The sequence below is a fragment of the Streptomyces sp. Root1310 genome (genome assembly GCF_001426425.1).
Taxonomy (GTDB): domain Bacteria; phylum Actinomycetota; class Actinomycetes; order Streptomycetales; family Streptomycetaceae; genus Streptomyces.
The window spans coordinates 505,067-524,253 of the sequence record NZ_LMEQ01000001.1 but is presented as its reverse complement, the minus strand read 5'-3'; the positions used below and the strand labels follow the sequence as shown (position 1 = coordinate 524,253).

Here is a 19,187-nt window from a genome sequence, read left to right as displayed (position 1 = left end):
CGACGCCCCCGGTCAGAGGGTGGTGCCAGGTACACCTCCGGGGCCCGGTCCGCCGGTGTGCGCCGCGAGCACCTTCGTCTCCACCTCCGGGTCGAGGCCCTTACGGGTGCGGTCCGGACGCTGGGGCGCCTCACCGCCGATCGACCGCAGCCAGCTCCAGGTGTCGGCGACCGTCTCCTCGACGGGGCGGCAGGCCAGCCCCGCCGCCACCGCCCGGGAGACGTCGGCGGCGTGCAGGGCGTCGTGCAGGTCGCTGCCCGGCGGCACCCACACGGGCAGTTCGGTCCACGGCTCGATGCCCGCGTCGAGGATGATCTCCGGAGCGGTCCACCGCAGTTCGGCGTCCGAGCGGGTGGCCCGCACGCATGCCTCCAGCAATTCGCCCATCGTGGCGTGTCCCTGCGGGCTCATCAGGTTGTACGGCCCGCTCAGCTCCCGCTCGACCGCGCCGAGGATCCACTCGGCGAGATCGCGGACGTCCACGTACTGCAAGGGCAGCTCGCGCGGGCCGGGTGCCAGGACCGGGCCGCCGCGGGCCATCCGGGCCAGCCACCAGGGCAGCCGTCCGACGTTCTCGTACGGGCCGAGGATCAGTCCGGCCCGTACGAGAAGGGAGGACTCCGCGCCGAAGGCGTCGACGACGGCCAGCTCGCCGCCGCGCTTGTCCCGGGCGTACTCGCTCTGTTCGGCGTCGGGCTCGGCCCCTTCGACGACGGGCGCGTCCTCGCCGTACCCGGCGGGCGGGGCCCAGGCGTACACCGAGCAGCTCGACACGTACACATACCGGCGGGCGCGGCCCCGCAGCAGACGCGCCGCATCGTGCACCGCGCGGGGCGCCGCCGACCAGGTGTCGACGACGGCGTCCCATTCGCCCTCGGCCAGCGCGTCGAGGCCGCCGGGCGCGGTGCGGTCACCGGTCAGCGACCGGGTACCGGGGGCGGAGGTGAACCGCCCCCGGTTGAAGACCGTCACGTCCCAGCCGCGCCCGAGGGCCGCCTCGACGACGGCCCGTCCCGCGAACTCCGTACCACCCAGCACCAGAAGTCTCATACCGCTGACTCTGCCCGGTCCGGACGCGGCGGGGAACCGTCCTCTGCCGACGGCAGAGGAAGCGGGTCAGCGGCCGGTCGGCGGGGTGTACTTGTAGCCGACCCGGCGCACCGTCTGGATCGACTGGCGGTGCTGCGCGCCCAGCTTGCGGCGCAGCCGGGCGATGTGCACGTCGACCGTACGGCCGTCGCCCACGTGCCCGTAGCCCCACACCGTGGTGACGAGCTGGTCGCGGGTGTGCACCCGGTTGGGGTGCGCGACCAGATGGGCGAGCAGCTCGAACTCCAGGTAGGTGAGGTCGAGTTGCTGCCCGTCCACGGCGGCCGTGCGCTGCACGGGGTCGATCCGGACGAGCGGACGCCCGGCACCCTCCGGTTCGGCGGCCTCCTCGGCAGCCGGCCGGTCCGGCACCGCCACCGGCAGGAACGGCGGCTGCTGGTCGGCCGGGACGAGCACCAGATAGCCGACCATCGGCGGCTGACCCGGCAGGGTGGGCAGGGTGTGCGCGGGGGCGGGCAGCCAGGTCGCGCCCGGCGGCAGGAAGTCGGAGACGTCGACCACCTCGTCCCGGTCGACGGCCCGCAGTCGGTGGCGGGCGGTGCCGTTCGGGGCGGGGGCGGTGAGGCTGGGAGCGGAGGAGAGAGAACGAGGGTTCGCCATGAGAGGTCAGCTCTTTCGCGCGAGAAGTTCGTCGGGGAGGACGACGGCCGCGATTCGTGGTCGGGCTCGTCGAGGACGTACGTCGTGCGCGCTGGCCGAAGGCCGGGGTGTACGGCTTTAGAGGGCCGGCGCGTTCATCGCGCGGCAACACACCCGGTCGAAGTCATGGTGCTGACGGGAAGGCCAGAAGGGCTCGAGGTCGTGACGACCCGTCGCGGTGCACATCTGGAAGCCGGCCATGGGCCCATTGAAGCAGACACCCGCCCGTAACAGGAGCCTCCTCTCACAGCTTGGACGATTCCTGGCGCGAAGTCGGCGTCAGCCGACCACGCGCGCGGTCCCGAGCAGCGTGCGGACGGCGGCCCGCAGCACGTCGTCCGGATGCGCGGCGTCGCCGTACATGAGGTCCTTCACGGCCCGCCGCGGCGACTCGGCCCCGCGGCGCAGCGGTTCCACGGCGAAGCGGGGGAGAAGCCCCATCTCCGTGAGCGTCACCACCGGGTGGGGCGGATCCGGACGGCCTCGCTTCCACTCGAGCGCCTCCCGGGCCAGGGGCTCCACGGTGTCCTCGGTCCTGCCGGTGATGCGCCACACGGCCAGTGCGGCCGCGGCCCGGGTGCCGGGCGGGGTAGGGGTGCCGGACGGGGTACGCGGCGCGAGAAGCGGCTCCACGAACGGCAGCAGCGGTGCGGCGGCGGCACCGAGCCGGCCCGCGAGGTTCGTCGCCCAGCAGGAGGTCGAGGCGGTCAGTTCCCGGCGGAGGAAGGACAGCGCCGGCCCGGGGTCCGCGGCGACCGGCCACAGCGCCACCGCGGCCTCGGCCGAGACCGAGGAGTGGACACCCTCCCTCGCGCAGATCCGCAGCGCCCGCTCGCCCACGTCGCCCGCGGCGCGCCCCAGCCCGGTCAGCACGGCGACCGCGACGGACGGGTAGCCGGTGCCGTGGCGGGTCAGCAGTGCGGCGAGTTCCCCGACGACGTCCGCCGCCACCTCGGGGTACCGCGTCAGCACCTTGACCAGCTCCGCGTGGCCGTCCCCCAACTGACGGGCCACCGCCCGCGCCACGGGCGCCGCCGCGGTCCCGTACTCGTCGGTCACCGCCTTGACGGCGCGGACGGTGTCGTACGCACCGGGAGCCTGACCGATCAGCCGCAGCGCCTCCTCGACCGCCACGGCCACCGGCACACGCGCGCGTGCCAGCGCGGTGAGCGCCCCGGCCCGCACCGCCGGGCCGGCATCGGCGAGGTACGGCAGCACCCGCTCCCGCACGCGCCCGTGTAGCTCCGGCGGCAGCGCGCAGGTCAGCCGGGCCAGCCGGTACAACTGCCAGGCCTCGCCCTCCGTCTCGCGCAGCGCCCACGGGAGCACGTCGGCCTCGCGGTCCCGCCAGCGCTCGGTGATCCCGAAAGCGAGCGGCATCCCCCGGTCGAGGGCCCGCAGCGCGGCCCCGGGGTCCTCCAACAGCCGCTCGGTGAACGGCCGGTAGTGCCCCGGCCACAGCGAGGTCTCCGGTTCCTCGGGCTGCTCCGCCGCGGCGGTGGACGCCCGCGCGCAGGCGTCCACCAGCGGGTGCGGCAGGGGCGGTTCGGTGGTGCGCAGCAGATCCTCGGCGGCGGCGAGCGCGACCCGGGGCTCGGGGTCGGCCAGCAGAGCGTGCCGCCAGGCACCGTCGCCCGGCTCCAGCAGTCCGAGCGCCGTCACGATCCGGGCGCGCACCCGCGGGTCGGTCTCCTCGGCGAGCCGGTCCCGCAGCAGGGGCGCCGGTACCGGGTCGGTCTCCCGGCCGCACGCGGCGATCAGCAGCACCGTCGACTCGCGTACGGCCGGGTCGGCGTCGTGTGCGAAGGGGATCAGGGACGGCATCGCCTCCGCCACGGTCCGTCGGACCCGCCGCCGTTCGTCCCGGTGCCCGGCCCAGTTCGCGAGGTTCGCCAGCAGGCCGAGCAGTTCGGCGCGGGGGCCGGCTCCGTGCAGGGCGAGCCGGATCAGCTGCGGCACCGCGGGGGCCGTGGGGATCTCCTCCCGGAAGCACAGGGCGGAATGCAGCCGCTCCATCGCCCGCTCGCGTACGGCCTCGTCGGTGGACTCCAGCGCCCGCAGCAGTGCGGGCACGTCACCCGTCGAGCCGTATGCGCGTCGGAGACCCGCCCGGTCTCTCTCCGTCCCCATGGGAGCGCAGGATATGCGGAAGGGGCGCCCGCCGAGTCGGCGGGCGCCCCTTCGCGGGAGCGGGAGCGGATCAGACCTGGCCGGCCTTCTCCAGCGCCGAGCAGCAGGTGTCGACGATGAGACGCGTCACCAGGTACGGGTCGACGTTCGCGTTCGGGCGGCGGTCCTCGATGTAGCCCTTGCCGTCCTTCTCGACCTGCCACGGGATACGGACCGAGGCGCCACGGTTGGAGACACCGTAGGAGTACTCGTTCCACGGGGCGGTCTCGTGCAGACCCGTCAGACGGTCGTCGATGCCGGCGCCGTAGTGCTTGACGTGGTCGAGCGGCTTCGAGCCCTCACCGAGCGACTCGCACGCGGTGATGATCGCGTCGTAGCCCTCGCGCATCGCCTTCGTGGAGAAGTTGGTGTGCGCGCCGGCGCCGTTCCAGTCGCCCTTGACCGGCTTCGGGTCGAGGGTGGCCGCGATGCCGAAGTCCTCGGCGGTGCGGTAGAGCAGCCAGCGGGCCACCCACAGGTGGTCGGAGACCTCGAGCGGGGAGACCGGGCCGACCTGGAACTCCCACTGGCCGGGCATGACCTCGGCGTTGATGCCGGAGATCGCGAGGCCGGCGGCCAGGCAGTTCTCCAGGTGCGCCTCGACGACCTCACGGCCGAAGATCTCGTCCGCGCCGACACCGCAGTAGTAACCGCCCTGCGGGGCCGGGAATCCGCCCTTGGGGAAGCCGAGCGGGTAGCCGTCCTGGAAGAACGTGTACTCCTGCTCGATGCCGAAGATCGGCTCCTGCGAGGCGAACTTCTCGGAGACCTCGGTGAGCGCGGCACGCGTGTTGGACTCGTGCGGCGTCATGTCGATGTTGAGGACCTCGCACAGGACGAGGATGTCGTCGCCGCCGCGGATCGGGTCGGGGCAGGTGAAGACCGGCTTGAGGACACGGTCCGAGGAGTGGCCCTCGGCCTGGTTCGTGGAGGACCCGTCGAAGCCCCAGATCCCCAGCGCGTCGAGACCGGCGGGCTCACCCGCGATGATCTTCGTCTTGGAACGGAGCTTCGCCGTCGGCTGGGTGCCGTCGATCCAGATGTACTCAGCCTTGAAGGTCACGGGCCACTTCCTTCGGGGTGTGTCTGACGCACGTGCGGGTGCTGCGGCGCTGCGGCACTGGGGCGCCGCCTTGTCTGCCGGGCAGACTGTCAACAGGCGATTTCCCGGTCGTTGCTCGAATGTGAACCCCGTGTTACCTGGTGGTTCTGTGGTGCGGCTCACGGTGTGAGCAGTGAACCGGTGGTTTCGCCGAACGCGCCGGTCCTGCTGCTCGTGGCCGCGAGCAGCAGGACCGATGACGCGTACACCCTTACGGGATGCTCCGGAGGGTGCCGCCGGTGCACCCGGGTGCCCGGCGGCCGGACGTCACCCCACCTTCTCGATCAGGGCCCGGCGGATCAGGAACTTGCCGGGCTCGCGGACCAGTTCGAAGGCCGCGTTGTTGAGCAGGGCGCAGCTGCCGGAGACCGAGGTCACCTCGACGGTCGTGGACTTGTTGTTGTCCAGGTTGGTGACCCTCAGCTTGGTTCCCGCCGGGAACTGGTTACTCGACGCGGCCGGGGCACCGCCCTCGCCGGAGAGCGTCACCGTGGAACCGTTGCAGACCTGCTGGCCGGAGGCGGCACCGCCGCCGTTTCCCGCGTTTCCGGCGTTACCCGTGTTGCCCGTGTTTCCGGCCGGCGCAGATGCGGCCGGGGCGGAAGCGGCCGGAGCGGAAGCGGCCTGCGAGGGCGGGGTCGCCTGGGAGTCCTGAGCCGACTCCCCAACGACGCAGCCGGACGCCTGCTGCTGGACCTTGATCTGCGCGATGACCGCCTCGCGGTTGGCGATCCGGGCCGCGGACTGCGCGTCCGGGTTCGTCTTCTGGCCCTCGATGAACTTCTCGTTGTTGCCGAGGGCCGTGGCCAGTCCCGCGCAGACGGTCGAGTCCCCGGCGGACAGCGTTCTGGCGTCCTGCCCGCTCTGTGAGGCGTTCGAGGTCGACGCCATGGCGAAGGCGCCGGCGCCCGCCACCGCCGCGGCGCTGACGAGCAGCGCGATCTTCTTCTTCGTGCCGAGACTTCTCCTGCGCGACATGCGCGCCTCCTGAGGGGTAGGGGAGCGTACGCCGCTATGTACGAGATACCGAACGAGGTTACTCAGCGGTTACAGGAGTCAACCGGAGTGGTGTGCGTCACACCCGAGTGGGGGGGGTGTGGGGCCGGAGTCAGTCCCTCCCCTCCTCGTACGCCGTCACCGTGTCGTCGGCTCGCTGGAGCAACCCCTCGGTCCGGGAGACGAGTTCGGCCGCCGCGGTCTTCGTGCCGTCGTTCCACCGCCCGTTCGCGAACACCACCGACCGCAGGGTCATCGCCCGCCGGAAGACCCCGGCCGAGCCGGGCGGGACCGTCGGCAGGCCGGCCTCCGAAGGCGGATCGAGCGGGTCCACCCGATACGCCACCGGGTCCGTCGAGGCCGTCGTGAACACGCGCGAGGCGTCCTCCACCCGCTCGAAGCTCAGCACGGTGACCGTCACCTGCGAGCGCCGTTCGGTGTCCGTGAACAGGGCGGCCGTCGACCGGGAGCACCCCTCGCCCTGTGCGGCCAGCCGGGCGAGCGCGGGCGACGCGCCCCGAGCGCAGTCGACGGTGGTGGACAGGTCGACGCGGGCATACCGGGAGCCGTCCCGCAGCCGGACGCTCGTCGAGGGGAACGCCTGCTCCGGCCGGACGACCGGGCGGGCGAGCAGCGAGGGGTGCGCGCTCGGGGCGCCGGACCGCAGGCCCGCGTCCCCGGACGGTACGGCCGCGAGACCCGAGGCGGTCGTGGTCGCCGCCGGGGGAGCGGACGAGGTCCGGTCACCTTCGTCCTCGTCCGCGATCAGCACGGTGCCGGCGGCCACGGCGGCGACCAGGGCCACGCAGGACCCGACGGCCGCCGAACGCCGAGCCCGCCGGCGCCGTCGTATTCGCCCCTGCGCGGGAGGGAACCCGAGTCCTTGATCACCGAAGGTCATGGCGGCGGAGGGTAGCAGTGCGCGGGGTGTCTGCTCCCCCCGCCGGACGCATCCTCCTTCGTCCGGTCGCAGCACTAGCGGGACAGCGCGTCCCGTACGGCCTCGTCGGTGCGGGCCACCACCGCGGTGCCGTCGTCCGCCGTGATGATGGGGCGCTGGATGAGCCGGGGGTGCGCGGCGAGCGCGGTGATCCAGCGTCCGCGTGTACTCGCGTCCCGCGCCCAGTCCTTCAGGCCGAGCTCCTTGGCCGCGGCCTCCTGGGTGCGTGTGATGTCCCAGGGCTCCAGGCCGAGGCGGTCGAGTACGGCCGCGATCTCGTCCTCGCTCGGCACGTCCTCCAGATAGCGGCGGACGGTGTAGTCGGCGCCCTCGGCGTCGAGGACTGTGAGGGCGCTGCGGCACTTGGAACAGGCGGGGTTGATCCAGATCTCCATGCGGCACACGGTAGCGGTCCGAAGCCGTGAAAACCCTTGTGATCAGGGGCGATTGTCAGTGGCGGGCAGTAGAATAGAAGCAGTGTTCGAGGGTTCGCCGGAGGTTCCGGACCGGGCCCTGACCGCGACAGGAGGATGCCTGTGCCCGCTGCCGCACTGAAGCCGAAGCCGCTGCCGACCCAGTCCACCGCGAAGCGTTCCGTCCAGCTCGACCTGCCCTATGTGCCGGTCGAGAAGCGGCCGTTGCCGCCCGGGCGACCGCGCGACTGGTACGTCACGCACAACCGTCGCCTGAAGGCGATGCGCCTTGCCATAGCCCTGCTCGACCTGGGCGTGTATATGCCGAACCAGGCCCGCAACGAGAAGATCCGCAGCACGGCGGAGCTGATCGGCGTTCACGCGCCGTCGGACACGACGTGCCACATGGTGCGGGCGCTGCTGCGGTACTCACGCTGAACCGGGCGCCGGGTGCCGTTCCCGGTGACGGCACCCGGCGTCGGCGTCCGGGGACGGCGTCCGGGGGGGGCGAGGGCAGGCGCGAGGACGAATGCGGGGGCTCAGGGGGCTCCGGGGACTCGGTGCGGGGCCGGGCGTCACCTCACCAGTTCCTTCTCCACCGGTGTGCGGAACCTCGGTGTCACCCGGGTCGCCCCCAGCCACGACTCCAACCGCGCCGCCTCCGCCTCGATCGCCGCCTTCGCCTCGGCGCCCACGCCCTCGCCCGTGCCGTCACCCGCGTCCTCGCCGGCCAGGATCCGCCACACGATCTCGCCGTCGGCCCGCTGGGCCCAACCCCCCACCACACGGCCGTTCCACCACACCGTGGGGCCCACGTTCCCGCTGTAGTCGAACAGACCGGGGCGCAGCTCCGGGGCCAGATACCAGTCCCTGCCCTGCCAGCCCATGGCCGTCGGGTCGAGGCCGGGCAGCAGGGCCGCCCACGGCTCGCCGGGGGTGGGCACGGCCTCCACGTCGTCCTCGACGACGTACCCCGTCCCCTCGTCCAGCGTCACCGCGCGCGCCCCGATCGCCGTGAGCGCCCGCCGGACGTCCGTCACCTTCCAGCCCGTCCACCACTTCAGGTCGGCCTCCGTGGCCGGGCCGCACGCCGTCAGCCAGTGCCGCAGCAGCTCCGACTGGGCCTGCGCCACCGGCAGTTCGGCGTGCTCGGGGGCCAGGGCCCAGCGGAACTGGCTCGACGTCCACGAGCCCAGGGGGCGCCCCCTGACCACCTTGCCCTCCACGCCCAGCACCCTCAGCAGCCGCGTCACCACGGTGTGGACGCCCTCGTAGGGCTTCCCCGCCGCGTACACGAACTGCTCCCGCAGGCGCGGCTCCTCGCGCGCCAGCTCCGCCGCGGTCGCCTGGCCGAGCCGGCCCAGGGCCGCCAGCGCCGACTCCTCGACCTCCTTCAGCCAGGCCGCGTCCGGTGCGCCGGCCTTCGCCATGTCCTTCACCAGGGAGGCCCGCTCCCGCGCGGCGACCGCGAGGCCGGTCGAGGCGTGCACGACCGCCGTCGACCCCGTCGGGAACACGAAGACGGTGTGCCGCATGCCGTGCATCCGGACGAGACTCCGGTCGGCGTACAGCGCCCGGTCGGTCTCCGCCACCGTCGTCGCCGGGTCGGCGAGACGGGCGCCGACCGCCAGGTACACCGTCGCCGGGTCCGAGCCGTGCAGGGCGAGGAGCGCGTCGGCCACCGCCTCGGGTGTCGCGACCCGCGCCCGCGGGGCCAGCCGGTGCCGCAGGGCCAGCCGCGCCCGCCGCTCGGCCACATCGATGTACCGCAGCCCGTCACCCATTACCGGCCTCCACCCTCGTCGCCCCGTCGCCGTCCGGCACCGATCCCTGCCCGCCATCCTCGCGGACACCACTGACAATCGGGTCCCGACGCCCGTGACGCCGACGCCGACACCGCCCGAGCCCCCCGGAGAGGCGTCCCACGACCGCCGAGGCGGCCCGGGTTGCAGGGCGCGCCGGCCGTCACCCGTTCGACGTACCCGACATGCGGTCGCCTCCCTCCCGGCCTTCACTGCGAACAGGAGGCCGGGAAATGTGGGTGGACCGGGAGGCGGATGTGGTGCGAAGGCGACGCGGATGACCACCCCCACCGACCGTGCCCGACGCGGCCGGGACGCACGCAAGCGCGTCCCGCGTTCCGCCCACGCCCTCTGGGTCCCGTCCGTCGACCGGCCCGACCCCGTCGCCGTGCTCGAACGGCAGGGCCGGGACCGGCTGCCCGAGCTGCTGCCGATCCGGTACGGGCGGATGGCCGCCTCGCCGTTCGCCTTCCTGCGCGGTTCCGCCGCCCTCATGGCCGCCGACCTGGCGTCACAGCCGCACACCGGGCTGACGGTGCAGCTGTGCGGCGATGCCCACCTGCTCAACTTCGGGTTGTACGCCTCCCCGGAGCGGGGGTTGCTCTTCGACCTCAACAACTTCGACGAGACGTTCCCCGGGCCCTTCGAGTGGGACGTCAAACGGCTCGCCGCCTCCGTCGCGGTGGCCGCCCGCGAGAACGGCCACCCCGAGCCGAGGGTGCACCGTGCCGCCCTGGAGGCCGTGGCCGCCTACCGCACCGCCATGCGCCGGCTGTCCCGGCTCGACGAGCTCGCCGTCTGGTACGAGCGCATCGACGCCGAGCGGCTGCTGCCCCTGCTGCGCGCCGCGCGGCGCCGCGGACGCGCCGGGGGCAGCCTCACCCGCGCCCGCCGCCGCACCAGTCTGCAGTCCCTCGACAAGCTCACCGAGGTCGTCGACGGCCGCCGCCGCATCATCCACGACCCACCGCTCGTCGAACCCGCCGGCGCCTCCGACGGCGCCGCCCTGCGCAAGATCTTCAGCGACTACCGCTCCACCCTCACCGAGGAGCGCCGTCTGCTGCTGGACCGCTACCGCTTCGTTGACGCCGCCCGCAAGGTCGTCGGCGTCGGCAGCGTCGGCACCCGTTGCTTCATCGTGCTGCTCGCCGGGCGCGACACCGACGACCCGCTGTTCCTCCAGATCAAGGAGGCCCGCGCGTCCGTCCTGGAGGAGCACCTGCCGAGCGGCCCCTACGCCCATCCCGGCCACCGGGTCGTCGCCGGGCAGCGGCTGCTCCAGGCCGCCGGGGACGTCTTCCTGGGCTGGACGACCGGGCCGCAGAGCCGCGCCTTCTACTGGCGTCAGCTGCGCGATCTGAAGAACTCCGGCGGCGTCGCCGGGATGTCCCCGGCCGACCTCGCGGCGTACGCCCGGCTGTGCGGCACCGCCCTGGCCCGTGCCCACGCCCGGTCCGGCGACCGCGTCGCCATCGCCGGCTACCTCGGCGGCGCCGACACCTTCGAACGCGCCGTCGCCGACTTCGCCCTGGCCTACGCCGACCGGACCGCCGCCGACCACGCGATGCTGGGCGCGGCGGTCGTGGCGGGCGTGGTGCGCGCGGCACCGGGCGTCTGAGCACCGCACGGCGCCCGGCCGGTCAGGGACGCGTCGCCGTCCACCCGCGCTCGTCCGGGCCGGCCAGCACGGCGGTCACGAACGCGCGCCGGTCGTCCGCGTGGTCCTGGAACCACAGGCCCAGCCGGTGTCCCGCGGCGGGCAGTTCGAACCTCGTGTACCGGGCCCGGGTGGCGAGCGCGTCCTGGACCGCCTCGGTCACCTGCGGCGGGATCACCGTGTCGGTGCCCGGCACGGCGAGCACCGCCCGGCCCTCGTACGCGCGCAGCACGTCGAGCGCGGGCGCCTCCCGCCAGCTCCCGGGCCTGCGGATGATCGCGCTGAACTCCCCGTTTCCCTCCCCGAAGGGGACGTCCCAGGCCCGGGCCGCGTACACCGCGGGCGCGCACAGGCCCAGGGCCGTGACCCGGTCCCCGTAGGACGCGGCCAGGTCGGCCACCGTCTGCCCGCTCATGCTGAACCCGACGAGCACCAGCGTCCCGTCCGCCGGGACGTACGCGTCGATCACGGAGACCGCCTGCTCGAAGCGCCGGCGCAGGCTCGACTCCCGGAGTTCGCCGCTGCTTTCGCCGTGCCCGGAGAAGTCGAGGGCGAGGGCGCGGCAGCCGCGGCCGGTGAACTCGCGGGCCAGCGGCAGGAGTCGCTCCTTGCTGCCGTTGCCGGCGCCGTGCAGCAGAACGGCGGTGACCGTTCCCGGACCACCGCCGTGCACCCCGCTGAGCCGCTCACCGTCGTACACGTGCGTGAAGGGAGACAGTTCGCTCATGGGGCCCATTCACTCATGGGCGGGTTCCGTCCGGGCCGCCTTGATCGCCTCGCGGAGGTGTTCCTCCTCGGCCTTGCTCAGTGAGGTCTGCACCAACTGACCGCCGAACGGGGCGAGTTCCGGGATCACCTTGTCCTCGGCCGCGTGCTTCACGAGGACGAACAGGGCCGCGGCGCCCGGGCGCAGGTTCTGGCTGAGGTCCTTCATGAAGTCGTCGTTGATGCCTGTGTCGGTGAACGAGCCCCCGGCCGCACCGGCGGCCGCGCCCACCGCCGCGCCGAGCAGCGGCGCCAGGAAGAGCAGCCCGATCACCCCGCCCCACACGGCGCCGCCGGCCGCGCCCACCGCCGTGTGGTTGACCGCCTGGTGCAGCTTGATCCCGCCGTCGCCGCGCCGCTCGACGACCACCGCGTCCTCCAGTTCGACCAGATGCTGCTTGGACAGCTCGAACAGCTTCTCGCGCACCTGGTTGGCGGTGGCGAGGTCGTCGTAGGCGACAACGAAGAGATTGCTCATCCGGGCACCCCTTATGGAAGGCAATGGCCTGTGGAGTCGATTTCGCCCGACTCTAGGCCCACGGAAAAGGAGATGCACGTTGAGTGACGAACTCCGTACGCTGAAGGCACCACCCCACCCCCCTCGCCACGCTCGGTAACCGTCCCTGCCCAGGAAGGAGGTACACCGTGGGCACCGTCGTTCTCTCCGGGGCCGTCGTCCTGGTGGTCCTGGGATTCGGAAACCCGCTCTACTGGCTCGCCGCGGCCGGCGTGCTGATCCTGTACGTGCGGTACGGGCTCGACGCGTCCGGGCCGTCCGCGCCCGGCCCCGCGCCGAGCGCGGGAGCCGCGCCGACGTCGTACAAGGCGTACCGCGACCGCCGTGACAAGCAGGCCAAGTGGGAGCGCCGCTACCGTCGCGAGCGCCCCCTGGAGTCCCGCCGTCAGGAGCGCGAGCGCAGCAAGTAGACCGCCGGTGGGCGGGTCTGCCGGTCCGTCGGTCCGTCCGTCCGTCGTCCGTTGATCCGCCCCCGGCCTGATCCGTCTACAGGCCGGGGGCTCCCCACACCGGGAACCAGCGGCCCAGGTCCTGCTCGATCCGCAGGTCGCCCGCGAGGGCGGCCTGCACCTGCAGCTCCAGTGCGCCGTCGCGCCGCTGCCCCGGACCGGGCAGCGGCGCGAACGGATAGAACGAACCCCGCTTGTACAGGTACACGAGCGCCAGCCGGCGGCCGCCCGCCTCCTCCGCCCCGCCCCGCCGCTCCTCGAACCCGACCAGGGAGCACAGCAGCTGCGGCCCGAAACCGTTGACCTCCATCGCGCTGTTCACCGCGTGCAGGTCGTTGACCAGCAGCGGCAGCTGGTCGGGGGTGCGCTGCGAGAGCAGCCAGGAGTAGCCGTAGTCGTCCCGCACGAGTCGCACCGGGGGACCGGTGCGCTCGATGTCCGCGTCGAGGAGCGCCTGCACTTCGCGGTGCGTCTGCTCGAAGGCCGAACCCTCGACGGTCGCGAAACACACGGCACCCTGCCCGGTCGGGGTGAACCCGGCCGCCGCCTCCAGCGTGACGGCCGCCGAAGGCAGCGCGAACAGCTGGTCCAGGTCGGGCACGACCGGCTTGGTCCGGCCGAGCAGGATGTCCAGCAGCCCCATGATCAGCCCGCCCTCCCCGGCGCGGCCGCCTCGCCCAGCTCGGCGGAGATCCGCCCCAGCTGCTCGAGCCGCTGCTCCAGGCTCGGGTGGGTCGAGAACAGCCCCGCCACACCGGGCTCGGAACCCAGTGCCGGGGTGAAATAGAAGGCGTTGAAGGCCTGGACCGTCCGCAGGTCCTTCGTGGGGATGCGGGCCAGGTCGCCGGAGACCTTCGTCAGCGCGGAGGCCAGCGCCGAGGGGCGGCCGGTCAGCTGCGCCGCCGCCCGGTCCGCCGCCAGCTCCCGGTACCGGGACAGGGCCCGGATGAGCAGGAAACTGATCGCGTACACGGCCGCCGAGACACCCATCACCGCCGCGAAGACGACCGCGGCGTTCTGGTCCCTGCGCGCGCCGCCGAACACCTGCGAGTAGAACGCGAACCGCACGATCAGCCCCGCGATCACCCCGAGGAACGACGCGACCGTGATCACCGCCACGTCCTTGTGCGCCACATGCGACAGCTCGTGAGCGAGCACGCCCTCCAGCTCGGCAGGCTCCAGCCGGCCCAGCAGCCCGGTCGTCACGCAGACCACCGCGTGATCGGGGTTGCGTCCCGTCGCGAACGCGTTCGGCATGCCCATCTCCGAGACGGCGACCACCGGCTTCGGCATGTCCGCGATCCCGCACAGCCGGTCGATCACGGCATGCAGCTCGGGATACTCCTCGCGCTCCACGACCCGCCCGCGCATCGCGAACAGCGCGACCCGGTCGGAGAACCAGTACTGCGCGCCCAGCATCGCCACCGCGACGACCGCGACCAGCACCCATGACTTCAGCAACACGATCAACGCGGCGACGAACGCCACGTACAACAGCCCGAGCAGGAACAACGTGACCGTCATCCGCACGGTCAGCCGTCGGTCGCTCCGGAAACGGCTCTGCATCTGCATCACCCCGCAGTCAGGCACTCGTCCCACTGCCAGTGTGCACCGCCCCACCCCCATGAACGGTCCCCGAACGAACCTAGGCGGAGCAAAGGCTCCCCCCCCCGGACGCCGGTCTTGCGCACCGGCGCGGTTCCACCAGGGCGTCAGCGTCGTGCGGCCCGCGTCGCCCGCATCCGCAGCTCCTCGTCGGGATCGGCCGGCAGCGCCATCAGGGCCCGTCGCCCCGCGGCCCCACCCTGTTCCGAGAGCAGTCGGACGGCGGCGATCCGCACCGCCCGTGGCCACCCGGTACCGAGCCGTTCGACGAGCCACTCCTCGGGCAGCAGACCCGCCGAGGGCAGCACCGCCGCGGTCACCTCCCGCACCACTGCCGGCGCCGGATCGTCGAGCAGGGGCAGCAGCCGCCGCGCGTCGGCCGCGTCCAGCACGCGCAGCCCCGCCACGGCCCGCGCCCGCACGCCGGGGACCGGATGCCGGACCAGCGGCCACAGCATCTCGGCGTCGCTTCGCTCCCCGCACTCCGCGAGCCCGGCGGCGGCACCCGGCGGCAGGGCGGGATCGCCCGGCTCAGCGCACCGCTCCCGGTACCAGGACAGCGGATCGCCCCCGTGCTGCCGTACGACATACCGCGCGCAGGCCCGCACGAGCCCCGCGCGGTCGGCCAGGAACTCCACGGCCCGCTCCGCCCGCCCGGCCCGCCGCAGCGCGGTCACCCCGGCGGAACGGACCCGTGGGCCGCGCGCCGTGAGCAACGGCGGGAGCACGTCGCCGGGATCCCCGTCCGTCACGGCGGCCAGGGCGGCGTCCGCGCACAGGTTCCGGACGATGGCGTCGTCGTCCTGCGCGGCGACGCGGGCCAGCTCACCGGGGGAGAGGAGGCCGTCCTCGACGGCCCTGCCGTACGCGTACCTCCGTACGGCGCGATCGGAGGCGGTGTACAGCGCCGTCAGGACCTCACGGGGTGCCTCGCGCAGCAGTCTGTCGGCCAGGCCGACGGCGAATTCGCCCCGCTCCCGACGTCCGACGCGCAGGATCAGCGACAGGTGGGTCACGGCCCGCCCGGCGTCGAGCTCCTCGCCCAGCCGCAGGCGCGCCTGTTCACGTACGGGTTCCGCCCAGTCGGCGCACCGCACGACCAGCAGCGGCAGCAGATCGGGGTGCCCGTCCATCCGCCACAGTGCCGCCGCCCGGATCCGGCCGTCCCGGTGGCACAGCGCGAGGGCGAGATGCGACTCGCTGAGCGGCTCSCCGGCGTGCATGGCAGCGGTCAGCGTGCGACCGGCCCCGTCCCACTCCCATTCCACCAGGTGGTGCGCGCCCCGGTGGAGCGGTCGGACGCCCGCGTCCAGTGCCGTCCAAGCGGCTGGAGCACCGCAGTCGAGCGCCTCCCGCAGGGGCACTCCCCGGGCGAGCCGCACCGCCGCCGCCGACCCGCCGGTGATGTCGTCCCGTACGTCCCGCACCTCAGTACTGCGCCCGGAACCGCGTGTACCCCAGCAGGAGGATCACCGCGGCCACACAGCCCAGGACGAGCGCCGTCGACAGCCACGACGAACGGGGCGAGGTCACCCGGTCCGGGCCGCCCCGGAACGGGACCGGCCCGGGTGGGTTCTCCTTCCAGCGGGCGGCCAGCATCCTGGCCCGCGCGGAAGGTTCCTTGTGCGCCGCTTCGTCCGCCCACCTGAGGTCGAACTCCCGCTCCACATCATCCTGTTCGGGCATGCCCGTCTCTCCCCCGTCACCTCTGTCGAGGTCTCCCTCTCGAACAGCAGTGCCAGAAACCATACGACGACGCCCCCGTCCCTGAGAAACAGGAACGGGGGCGGACCCGAAGACTCACAGGCCGGACGGCCCGGGGCCGGTCACACGTCGAAGTACAGCTCGAACTCGTGCGGGTGCGGGCGCAGCTGGAGCGGGGCGATCTCGTGCGTGCGCTTGTAGTCGATCCACGTCTCGATCAGGTCGGGCGTGAACACGTCACCGGCGAGCAGGAACTCGTGGTCGGACTCGAGACGGTCCAGGACGGCCGGGAGCGAGGTCGGGACCTGCGCGACGCCCGCGTGCTCCTCGGGGGCCAGCTCGTAGAGGTCCTTGTCGATCGGCTCGGCCGGCTCGATCTTGTTCTTGATGCCGTCCAGGCCCGCGAGCAGCAGGGCGGAGAACGCCAGGTACGGGTTGCCGGAGGCGTCGGGCGCGCGGAACTCGACGCGCTTGGCCTTCGGGTTGGAGCCCGTGATCGGGATACGCATGGCCGCGGAGCGGTTGCGCTGCGAGTACACCAGGTTGACCGGAGCCTCGAAGCCCGGGACCAGACGGTGGTAGGAGTTCACCGTCGGGTTGGTGAAGGCCAGCAGCGACGGGGCGTGCTTGAGGATGCCGCCGATGTAGTAGCGGGCCATGTCCGACAGGCCCGCGTAGCCGGCCTCGTCGTAGAACAGCGGGGAGCCGCCGGTCCACAGCGACTGGTGGACGTGCATGCCCGAGCCGTTGTCGCCGAAGATCGGCTTCGGCATGAAGGTCGCGGTCTTGCCGTTGCGCCAGGCGACGTTCTTCACGATGTACTTGAAGAGCTGAAGGTCGTCGGCCGCGGCGAGCAGCGTGTTGAACTTGTAGTTGATCTCGGCCTGGCCGGCGGTGCCCACCTCGTGGTGCTGACGCTCGACCTGGAGGCCGGACGCGGCCAGCTCCAGGGAGATCTCCGCACGCAGGTCGGCGAAGTGGTCGACCGGCGGGGTCGGGAAGTAGCCGCCCTTGTAGCGCACCTTGTAGCCGCGGTTGTCCTCGATCGCACCGGTGTTCCAGGCGCCGGCCTCGGAGTCGATGTGGTAGAACGACTCGTTCGCCGAGGTCTGGAAGCGCACGCTGTCGAAGACGTAGAACTCGGCCTCGGGGCCGAAGTACGCGGTGTCGGCGATACCGGTCGACGCCAGGTATGCCTCGGCCTTCTTCGCCACGTTGCGCGGGTCACGGGAGTACTGCTCGCCCGTGATCGGGTCGTGGATGAAGAAGTTGATGTTCAGCGTCTTGTCGCGGCGGAAGGGGTCCACGCGCGAGGTCGACAGGTCCGCGCGCAGCGCCATGTCGGACTCGTGGATGGCCTGGAAGCCGCGGATCGACGAGCCGTCGAAGGCCAGCTCCTCGTCCGGGTCGAACGCCTCGACCGGCAGCGTGAAGTGCTGCATGACGCCCGGCAGGTCGCAGAAGCGGACGTCGACGAACTTGACGTCCTCGTCCGCGATGAACTTCTTGGCCTCGTCGGCGTTCTGGAACATCCAGCTCCTCCTACTCCCGGCCGTCGAGCCGGGGTGGTAGTTCGTTCGTGCGGCCAGTGCGGTGGCACACGCTGACATCGACCCTAGGGACGGGTGATTTCTCGGGCGTGACCCATTTGTTTCGCACAAGTTAACCGGAGCCTGCCCGGTGTACCCCACCTGTCCGTATCGCGAAACGGGCGCAGTACCGTGGTCGGGTGGACAACAGGGATGCAATCGGCTCGTGGCTCTCGGGCCCCCGCGCAGCCGCTGAGGAAGCCGGTGTCGACTTCGGATACAGGGGTGAGCAGCTCGGTCTGCCGGAGCATGGGCCGGGCTCCATCGCCCGCCCCGGCCGGCGGCTCGGGGCGCTGGCCGTGGACTGGGGTTTCGGCGTCTTGATCGCATACAGCTTGATCACGGACGGCTACCGCCCGGCGACAGGCAACTGGGCCTTGCTCGTCTTCTTCGTGCTGAGCGTCCTGACGGTCGGCACGGTCGGCTCCACACCGGGCAAGCGCCTGTTCGGCCTGCGTGTGGTGTCGGTCGAGACCGGCGCGGTCAGCCCGCTGCGCGCCGTGGCGCGCACGATCCTGCTCTGCCTGGCCGTCCCGGCCCTGATCTGGGACCGCGACGGCCGTGGCCTGCACGACCGCCTGGCCCGCACCGTGGAGGTCCGGATCTGAGTCTCCGGTGAGGCGAACCGGCGGGTTCCGGTACGACGACCGGCGGATTCCGGTACGGCTAACCGGCGGGCTCCGGTACGACGAAGGGGGCGCCCGGAGTGATCCGGGCGCCCCCTTCGTGACGTGGGAAGGTGACTCAGCGGGCCTTGCCGCCGCCCTTCGGCAGGCGCATGCCCTTCGGCATCGGCCCCTTCGGCAGCGGCATGTTGCTCATCAGGTCGCCCATGGCGCGCAGCCGGTCGTTGGTGGCGGTCACCTGCGGGCCGGCCAGGACCCGCGGGTACTTCAGCAGGGTGGTGCGCAGCTTCTTCAGCTCGACCTGGCCCTCGCCCGTACCGACGATCACATCGTGCACCGGCACGTCCGCGACGATGCGGTTCATCTTCTTCTTCTCGGCGGCCAGCAGGCTCTTCACCCGGTTCGGGTTGCCCTCGGCGACCAGGACGATGCCGGCCTTGCCGACGGCCCGGTGCACCACGTCCTGGCTGCGGTTCATCGCGACCGCGGGGGTCGTCGTCCAGCCCCGGCCGATGTTGTCGAGGACGGCCGCGGCGGCGCCCGGCTGGCCCTCCATCTGACCGAAGGCGGCTCGCTCGGCCCGGCGTCCGAACACGATCGCCGTCGCGAGGAAGGCGAGCAGGAAGCCCAGGATTCCCAGGTAGACCGGGTGGTCGATCAGGAACCCGATCGCGAGAAAGACGCCGAAGGTGATGAGGAAGACACCCGCAAGGACAAAACCGATCGTCTTGTCGGCCTTGTGGGTCATCTTGAACGTCAGGGCGATCTGCTTCAGTCGCCCGGGGTTAGCGGCGTCCGCCGCGCTGTCACTTCTCGCCATGCCACGAAGTCTACGTGGCCCCGGAAGCGCCTACGACGGCAGGAGGGGAGGTGTGGGGAGGCGTGGGGAGGGGGTGGGTCAGGGGCGGGCGGTGGTGACCGCTTCGAGGACGCGCTGCGCCTCGACCCGGTCCTTGGCGCGACGGCGGTCCTCCAGCACGGAGGTCCAGGCGTTGCGACGGGCGGTGCGCTGGCCGCTGCTCATGAGCAGCGACTCGACGGCGCGCAGTGCGGTGCTGAAGGTCGGGATCGCGGTGGCGCGAACGGGCGCGGCCTGCATGGTGG

The 19,187-nt window shown here is 72.5% G+C and carries 21 protein-coding genes; 4 read left to right on the top strand and 17 right to left on the bottom strand.

Features of this window, described 5'->3' with window-relative positions; all coding sequences use genetic code 11:
* Positions 1 to 12 precede the first annotated feature (12 nt).
* The 7 genes from ASD48_RS02405 to ASD48_RS02375 form a co-directional block, all read right to left on the bottom strand.
* Entirely contained in the window at positions 13 to 1,050 is a 1,038-nt protein-coding gene (locus ASD48_RS02405; RefSeq protein WP_057599668.1) for an NAD-dependent epimerase/dehydratase family protein, read from the bottom strand.
* A gap of 66 nt (positions 1,051 to 1,116) precedes the next feature.
* On the bottom strand, positions 1,117 to 1,710 hold the full coding sequence (locus ASD48_RS02400) for a winged helix-turn-helix domain-containing protein (RefSeq protein ID WP_057599667.1): 594 nt from the start codon (positions 1,708 to 1,710) through the stop codon (positions 1,117 to 1,119).
* A gap of 318 nt (positions 1,711 to 2,028) precedes the next feature.
* Positions 2,029 to 3,879: a HEAT repeat domain-containing protein gene (locus tag ASD48_RS02395; protein WP_157880585.1), complete on the bottom strand. Its 1,851-nt coding sequence runs from the start codon at positions 3,877 to 3,879 to the stop codon at positions 2,029 to 2,031.
* Between the two features lie 70 nt (positions 3,880 to 3,949).
* A complete protein-coding gene (glnII, locus tag ASD48_RS02390) occupies positions 3,950 to 4,981 on the bottom strand; it encodes a glutamine synthetase (protein ID WP_057599665.1) in 1,032 nt (343 codons plus the stop codon).
* A gap of 306 nt (positions 4,982 to 5,287) precedes the next feature.
* Complete coding sequence (locus tag ASD48_RS02385; protein ID WP_057599664.1) at positions 5,288 to 5,998, bottom strand: hypothetical protein; 711 nt, start codon at positions 5,996 to 5,998, stop codon at positions 5,288 to 5,290.
* Positions 5,999 to 6,128: 130 nt separating this feature from the next.
* Positions 6,129 to 6,917 (bottom strand): hypothetical protein, encoded by a 789-nt coding sequence (locus ASD48_RS02380; protein ID WP_242432484.1) that lies wholly within the window; start codon positions 6,915 to 6,917, stop codon positions 6,129 to 6,131.
* 74 nt (positions 6,918 to 6,991) lie between these two features.
* Entirely contained in the window at positions 6,992 to 7,351 is a 360-nt protein-coding gene (locus ASD48_RS02375) for an arsenate reductase family protein (protein ID WP_057599663.1), read from the bottom strand.
* Positions 7,352 to 7,492: 141 nt separating this feature from the next.
* Between ASD48_RS02375 and ASD48_RS02370 the strand changes: the two genes are divergently transcribed.
* On the top strand, positions 7,493 to 7,807 hold the full coding sequence (locus ASD48_RS02370) for a hypothetical protein (RefSeq protein ID WP_057599662.1): 315 nt from the start codon (positions 7,493 to 7,495) through the stop codon (positions 7,805 to 7,807).
* Between the two features lie 137 nt (positions 7,808 to 7,944).
* Here ASD48_RS02370 and ASD48_RS02365 read toward each other — a convergent pair whose 3' ends face one another.
* Positions 7,945 to 9,153 (bottom strand): winged helix DNA-binding domain-containing protein, encoded by a 1,209-nt coding sequence (locus tag ASD48_RS02365; RefSeq protein ID WP_057599661.1) that lies wholly within the window; start codon positions 9,151 to 9,153, stop codon positions 7,945 to 7,947.
* 295 nt (positions 9,154 to 9,448) lie between these two features.
* Here ASD48_RS02365 and ASD48_RS02360 point away from each other — a divergent pair, with 295 nt between their 5' ends.
* A complete protein-coding gene (locus ASD48_RS02360) occupies positions 9,449 to 10,789 on the top strand; it encodes a DUF2252 domain-containing protein (RefSeq protein WP_057599660.1) in 1,341 nt (446 codons plus the stop codon).
* 22 nt (positions 10,790 to 10,811) lie between these two features.
* On the opposite strand, the gene ASD48_RS02355 is transcribed toward ASD48_RS02360, so the two are convergent.
* Both ASD48_RS02355 and ASD48_RS02350 read right to left on the bottom strand, forming a co-directional pair.
* Entirely contained in the window at positions 10,812 to 11,555 is a 744-nt protein-coding gene (locus tag ASD48_RS02355) for an alpha/beta hydrolase (RefSeq protein ID WP_063887411.1), read from the bottom strand.
* Between the two features lie 9 nt (positions 11,556 to 11,564).
* Positions 11,565 to 12,071 (bottom strand): DUF1269 domain-containing protein, encoded by a 507-nt coding sequence (locus ASD48_RS02350; RefSeq protein ID WP_057599658.1) that lies wholly within the window; start codon positions 12,069 to 12,071, stop codon positions 11,565 to 11,567.
* A 167-nt stretch (positions 12,072 to 12,238) separates the two neighbouring features.
* On the opposite strand from ASD48_RS02350, the gene ASD48_RS02345 reads away from it, so the two are divergent.
* Positions 12,239 to 12,520, top strand: coding sequence for a hypothetical protein (locus ASD48_RS02345; RefSeq protein ID WP_057599657.1), 282 nt, complete (start codon positions 12,239 to 12,241; stop codon positions 12,518 to 12,520).
* A 76-nt stretch (positions 12,521 to 12,596) separates the two neighbouring features.
* On the opposite strand, the gene ASD48_RS02340 is transcribed toward ASD48_RS02345, so the two are convergent.
* The 5 genes from ASD48_RS02340 to glnA form a co-directional block, all read right to left on the bottom strand.
* Positions 12,597 to 13,202 carry a hypothetical protein gene (locus ASD48_RS02340; protein WP_057599656.1) on the bottom strand — a complete coding sequence of 202 codons (606 nt, stop codon included), beginning with the start codon at positions 13,200 to 13,202 and terminating at the stop codon, positions 12,597 to 12,599.
* 2 nt (positions 13,203 to 13,204) lie between these two features.
* Positions 13,205 to 14,125, bottom strand: a complete 921-nt coding sequence (gene htpX / locus ASD48_RS02335) for a zinc metalloprotease HtpX (protein WP_057600957.1) — start codon at positions 14,123 to 14,125, stop codon at positions 13,205 to 13,207.
* 146 nt (positions 14,126 to 14,271) lie between these two features.
* A complete protein-coding gene (locus ASD48_RS02330; RefSeq protein WP_242432483.1) occupies positions 14,272 to 15,591 on the bottom strand; it encodes a hypothetical protein in 1,320 nt (439 codons plus the stop codon).
* Between the two features lies 1 nt (position 15,592).
* Positions 15,593 to 15,850: a hypothetical protein gene (locus ASD48_RS02325; protein ID WP_057599655.1), complete on the bottom strand. Its 258-nt coding sequence runs from the start codon at positions 15,848 to 15,850 to the stop codon at positions 15,593 to 15,595.
* A 140-nt stretch (positions 15,851 to 15,990) separates the two neighbouring features.
* On the bottom strand, positions 15,991 to 17,400 hold the full coding sequence (gene glnA / locus ASD48_RS02320; protein WP_057599654.1) for a type I glutamate--ammonia ligase: 1,410 nt from the start codon (positions 17,398 to 17,400) through the stop codon (positions 15,991 to 15,993).
* 197 nt (positions 17,401 to 17,597) lie between these two features.
* Between glnA and ASD48_RS02315 the strand changes: the two genes are divergently transcribed.
* A complete protein-coding gene (locus ASD48_RS02315; RefSeq protein WP_057599653.1) occupies positions 17,598 to 18,065 on the top strand; it encodes an RDD family protein in 468 nt (155 codons plus the stop codon).
* Between the two features lie 136 nt (positions 18,066 to 18,201).
* Here the strand turns inward: ASD48_RS02315 and ASD48_RS02310 are convergent, their stop codons facing one another.
* Positions 18,202 to 18,903, bottom strand: coding sequence for a DUF4191 domain-containing protein (locus ASD48_RS02310; RefSeq protein WP_057599652.1), 702 nt, complete (start codon positions 18,901 to 18,903; stop codon positions 18,202 to 18,204).
* Positions 18,904 to 18,981: 78 nt separating this feature from the next.
* Positions 18,982 to 19,182, bottom strand: a complete 201-nt coding sequence (locus ASD48_RS02305; RefSeq protein ID WP_020126708.1) for a hypothetical protein — start codon at positions 19,180 to 19,182, stop codon at positions 18,982 to 18,984.
* Between the last annotated feature and the right edge of the window lie 5 nt (positions 19,183 to 19,187).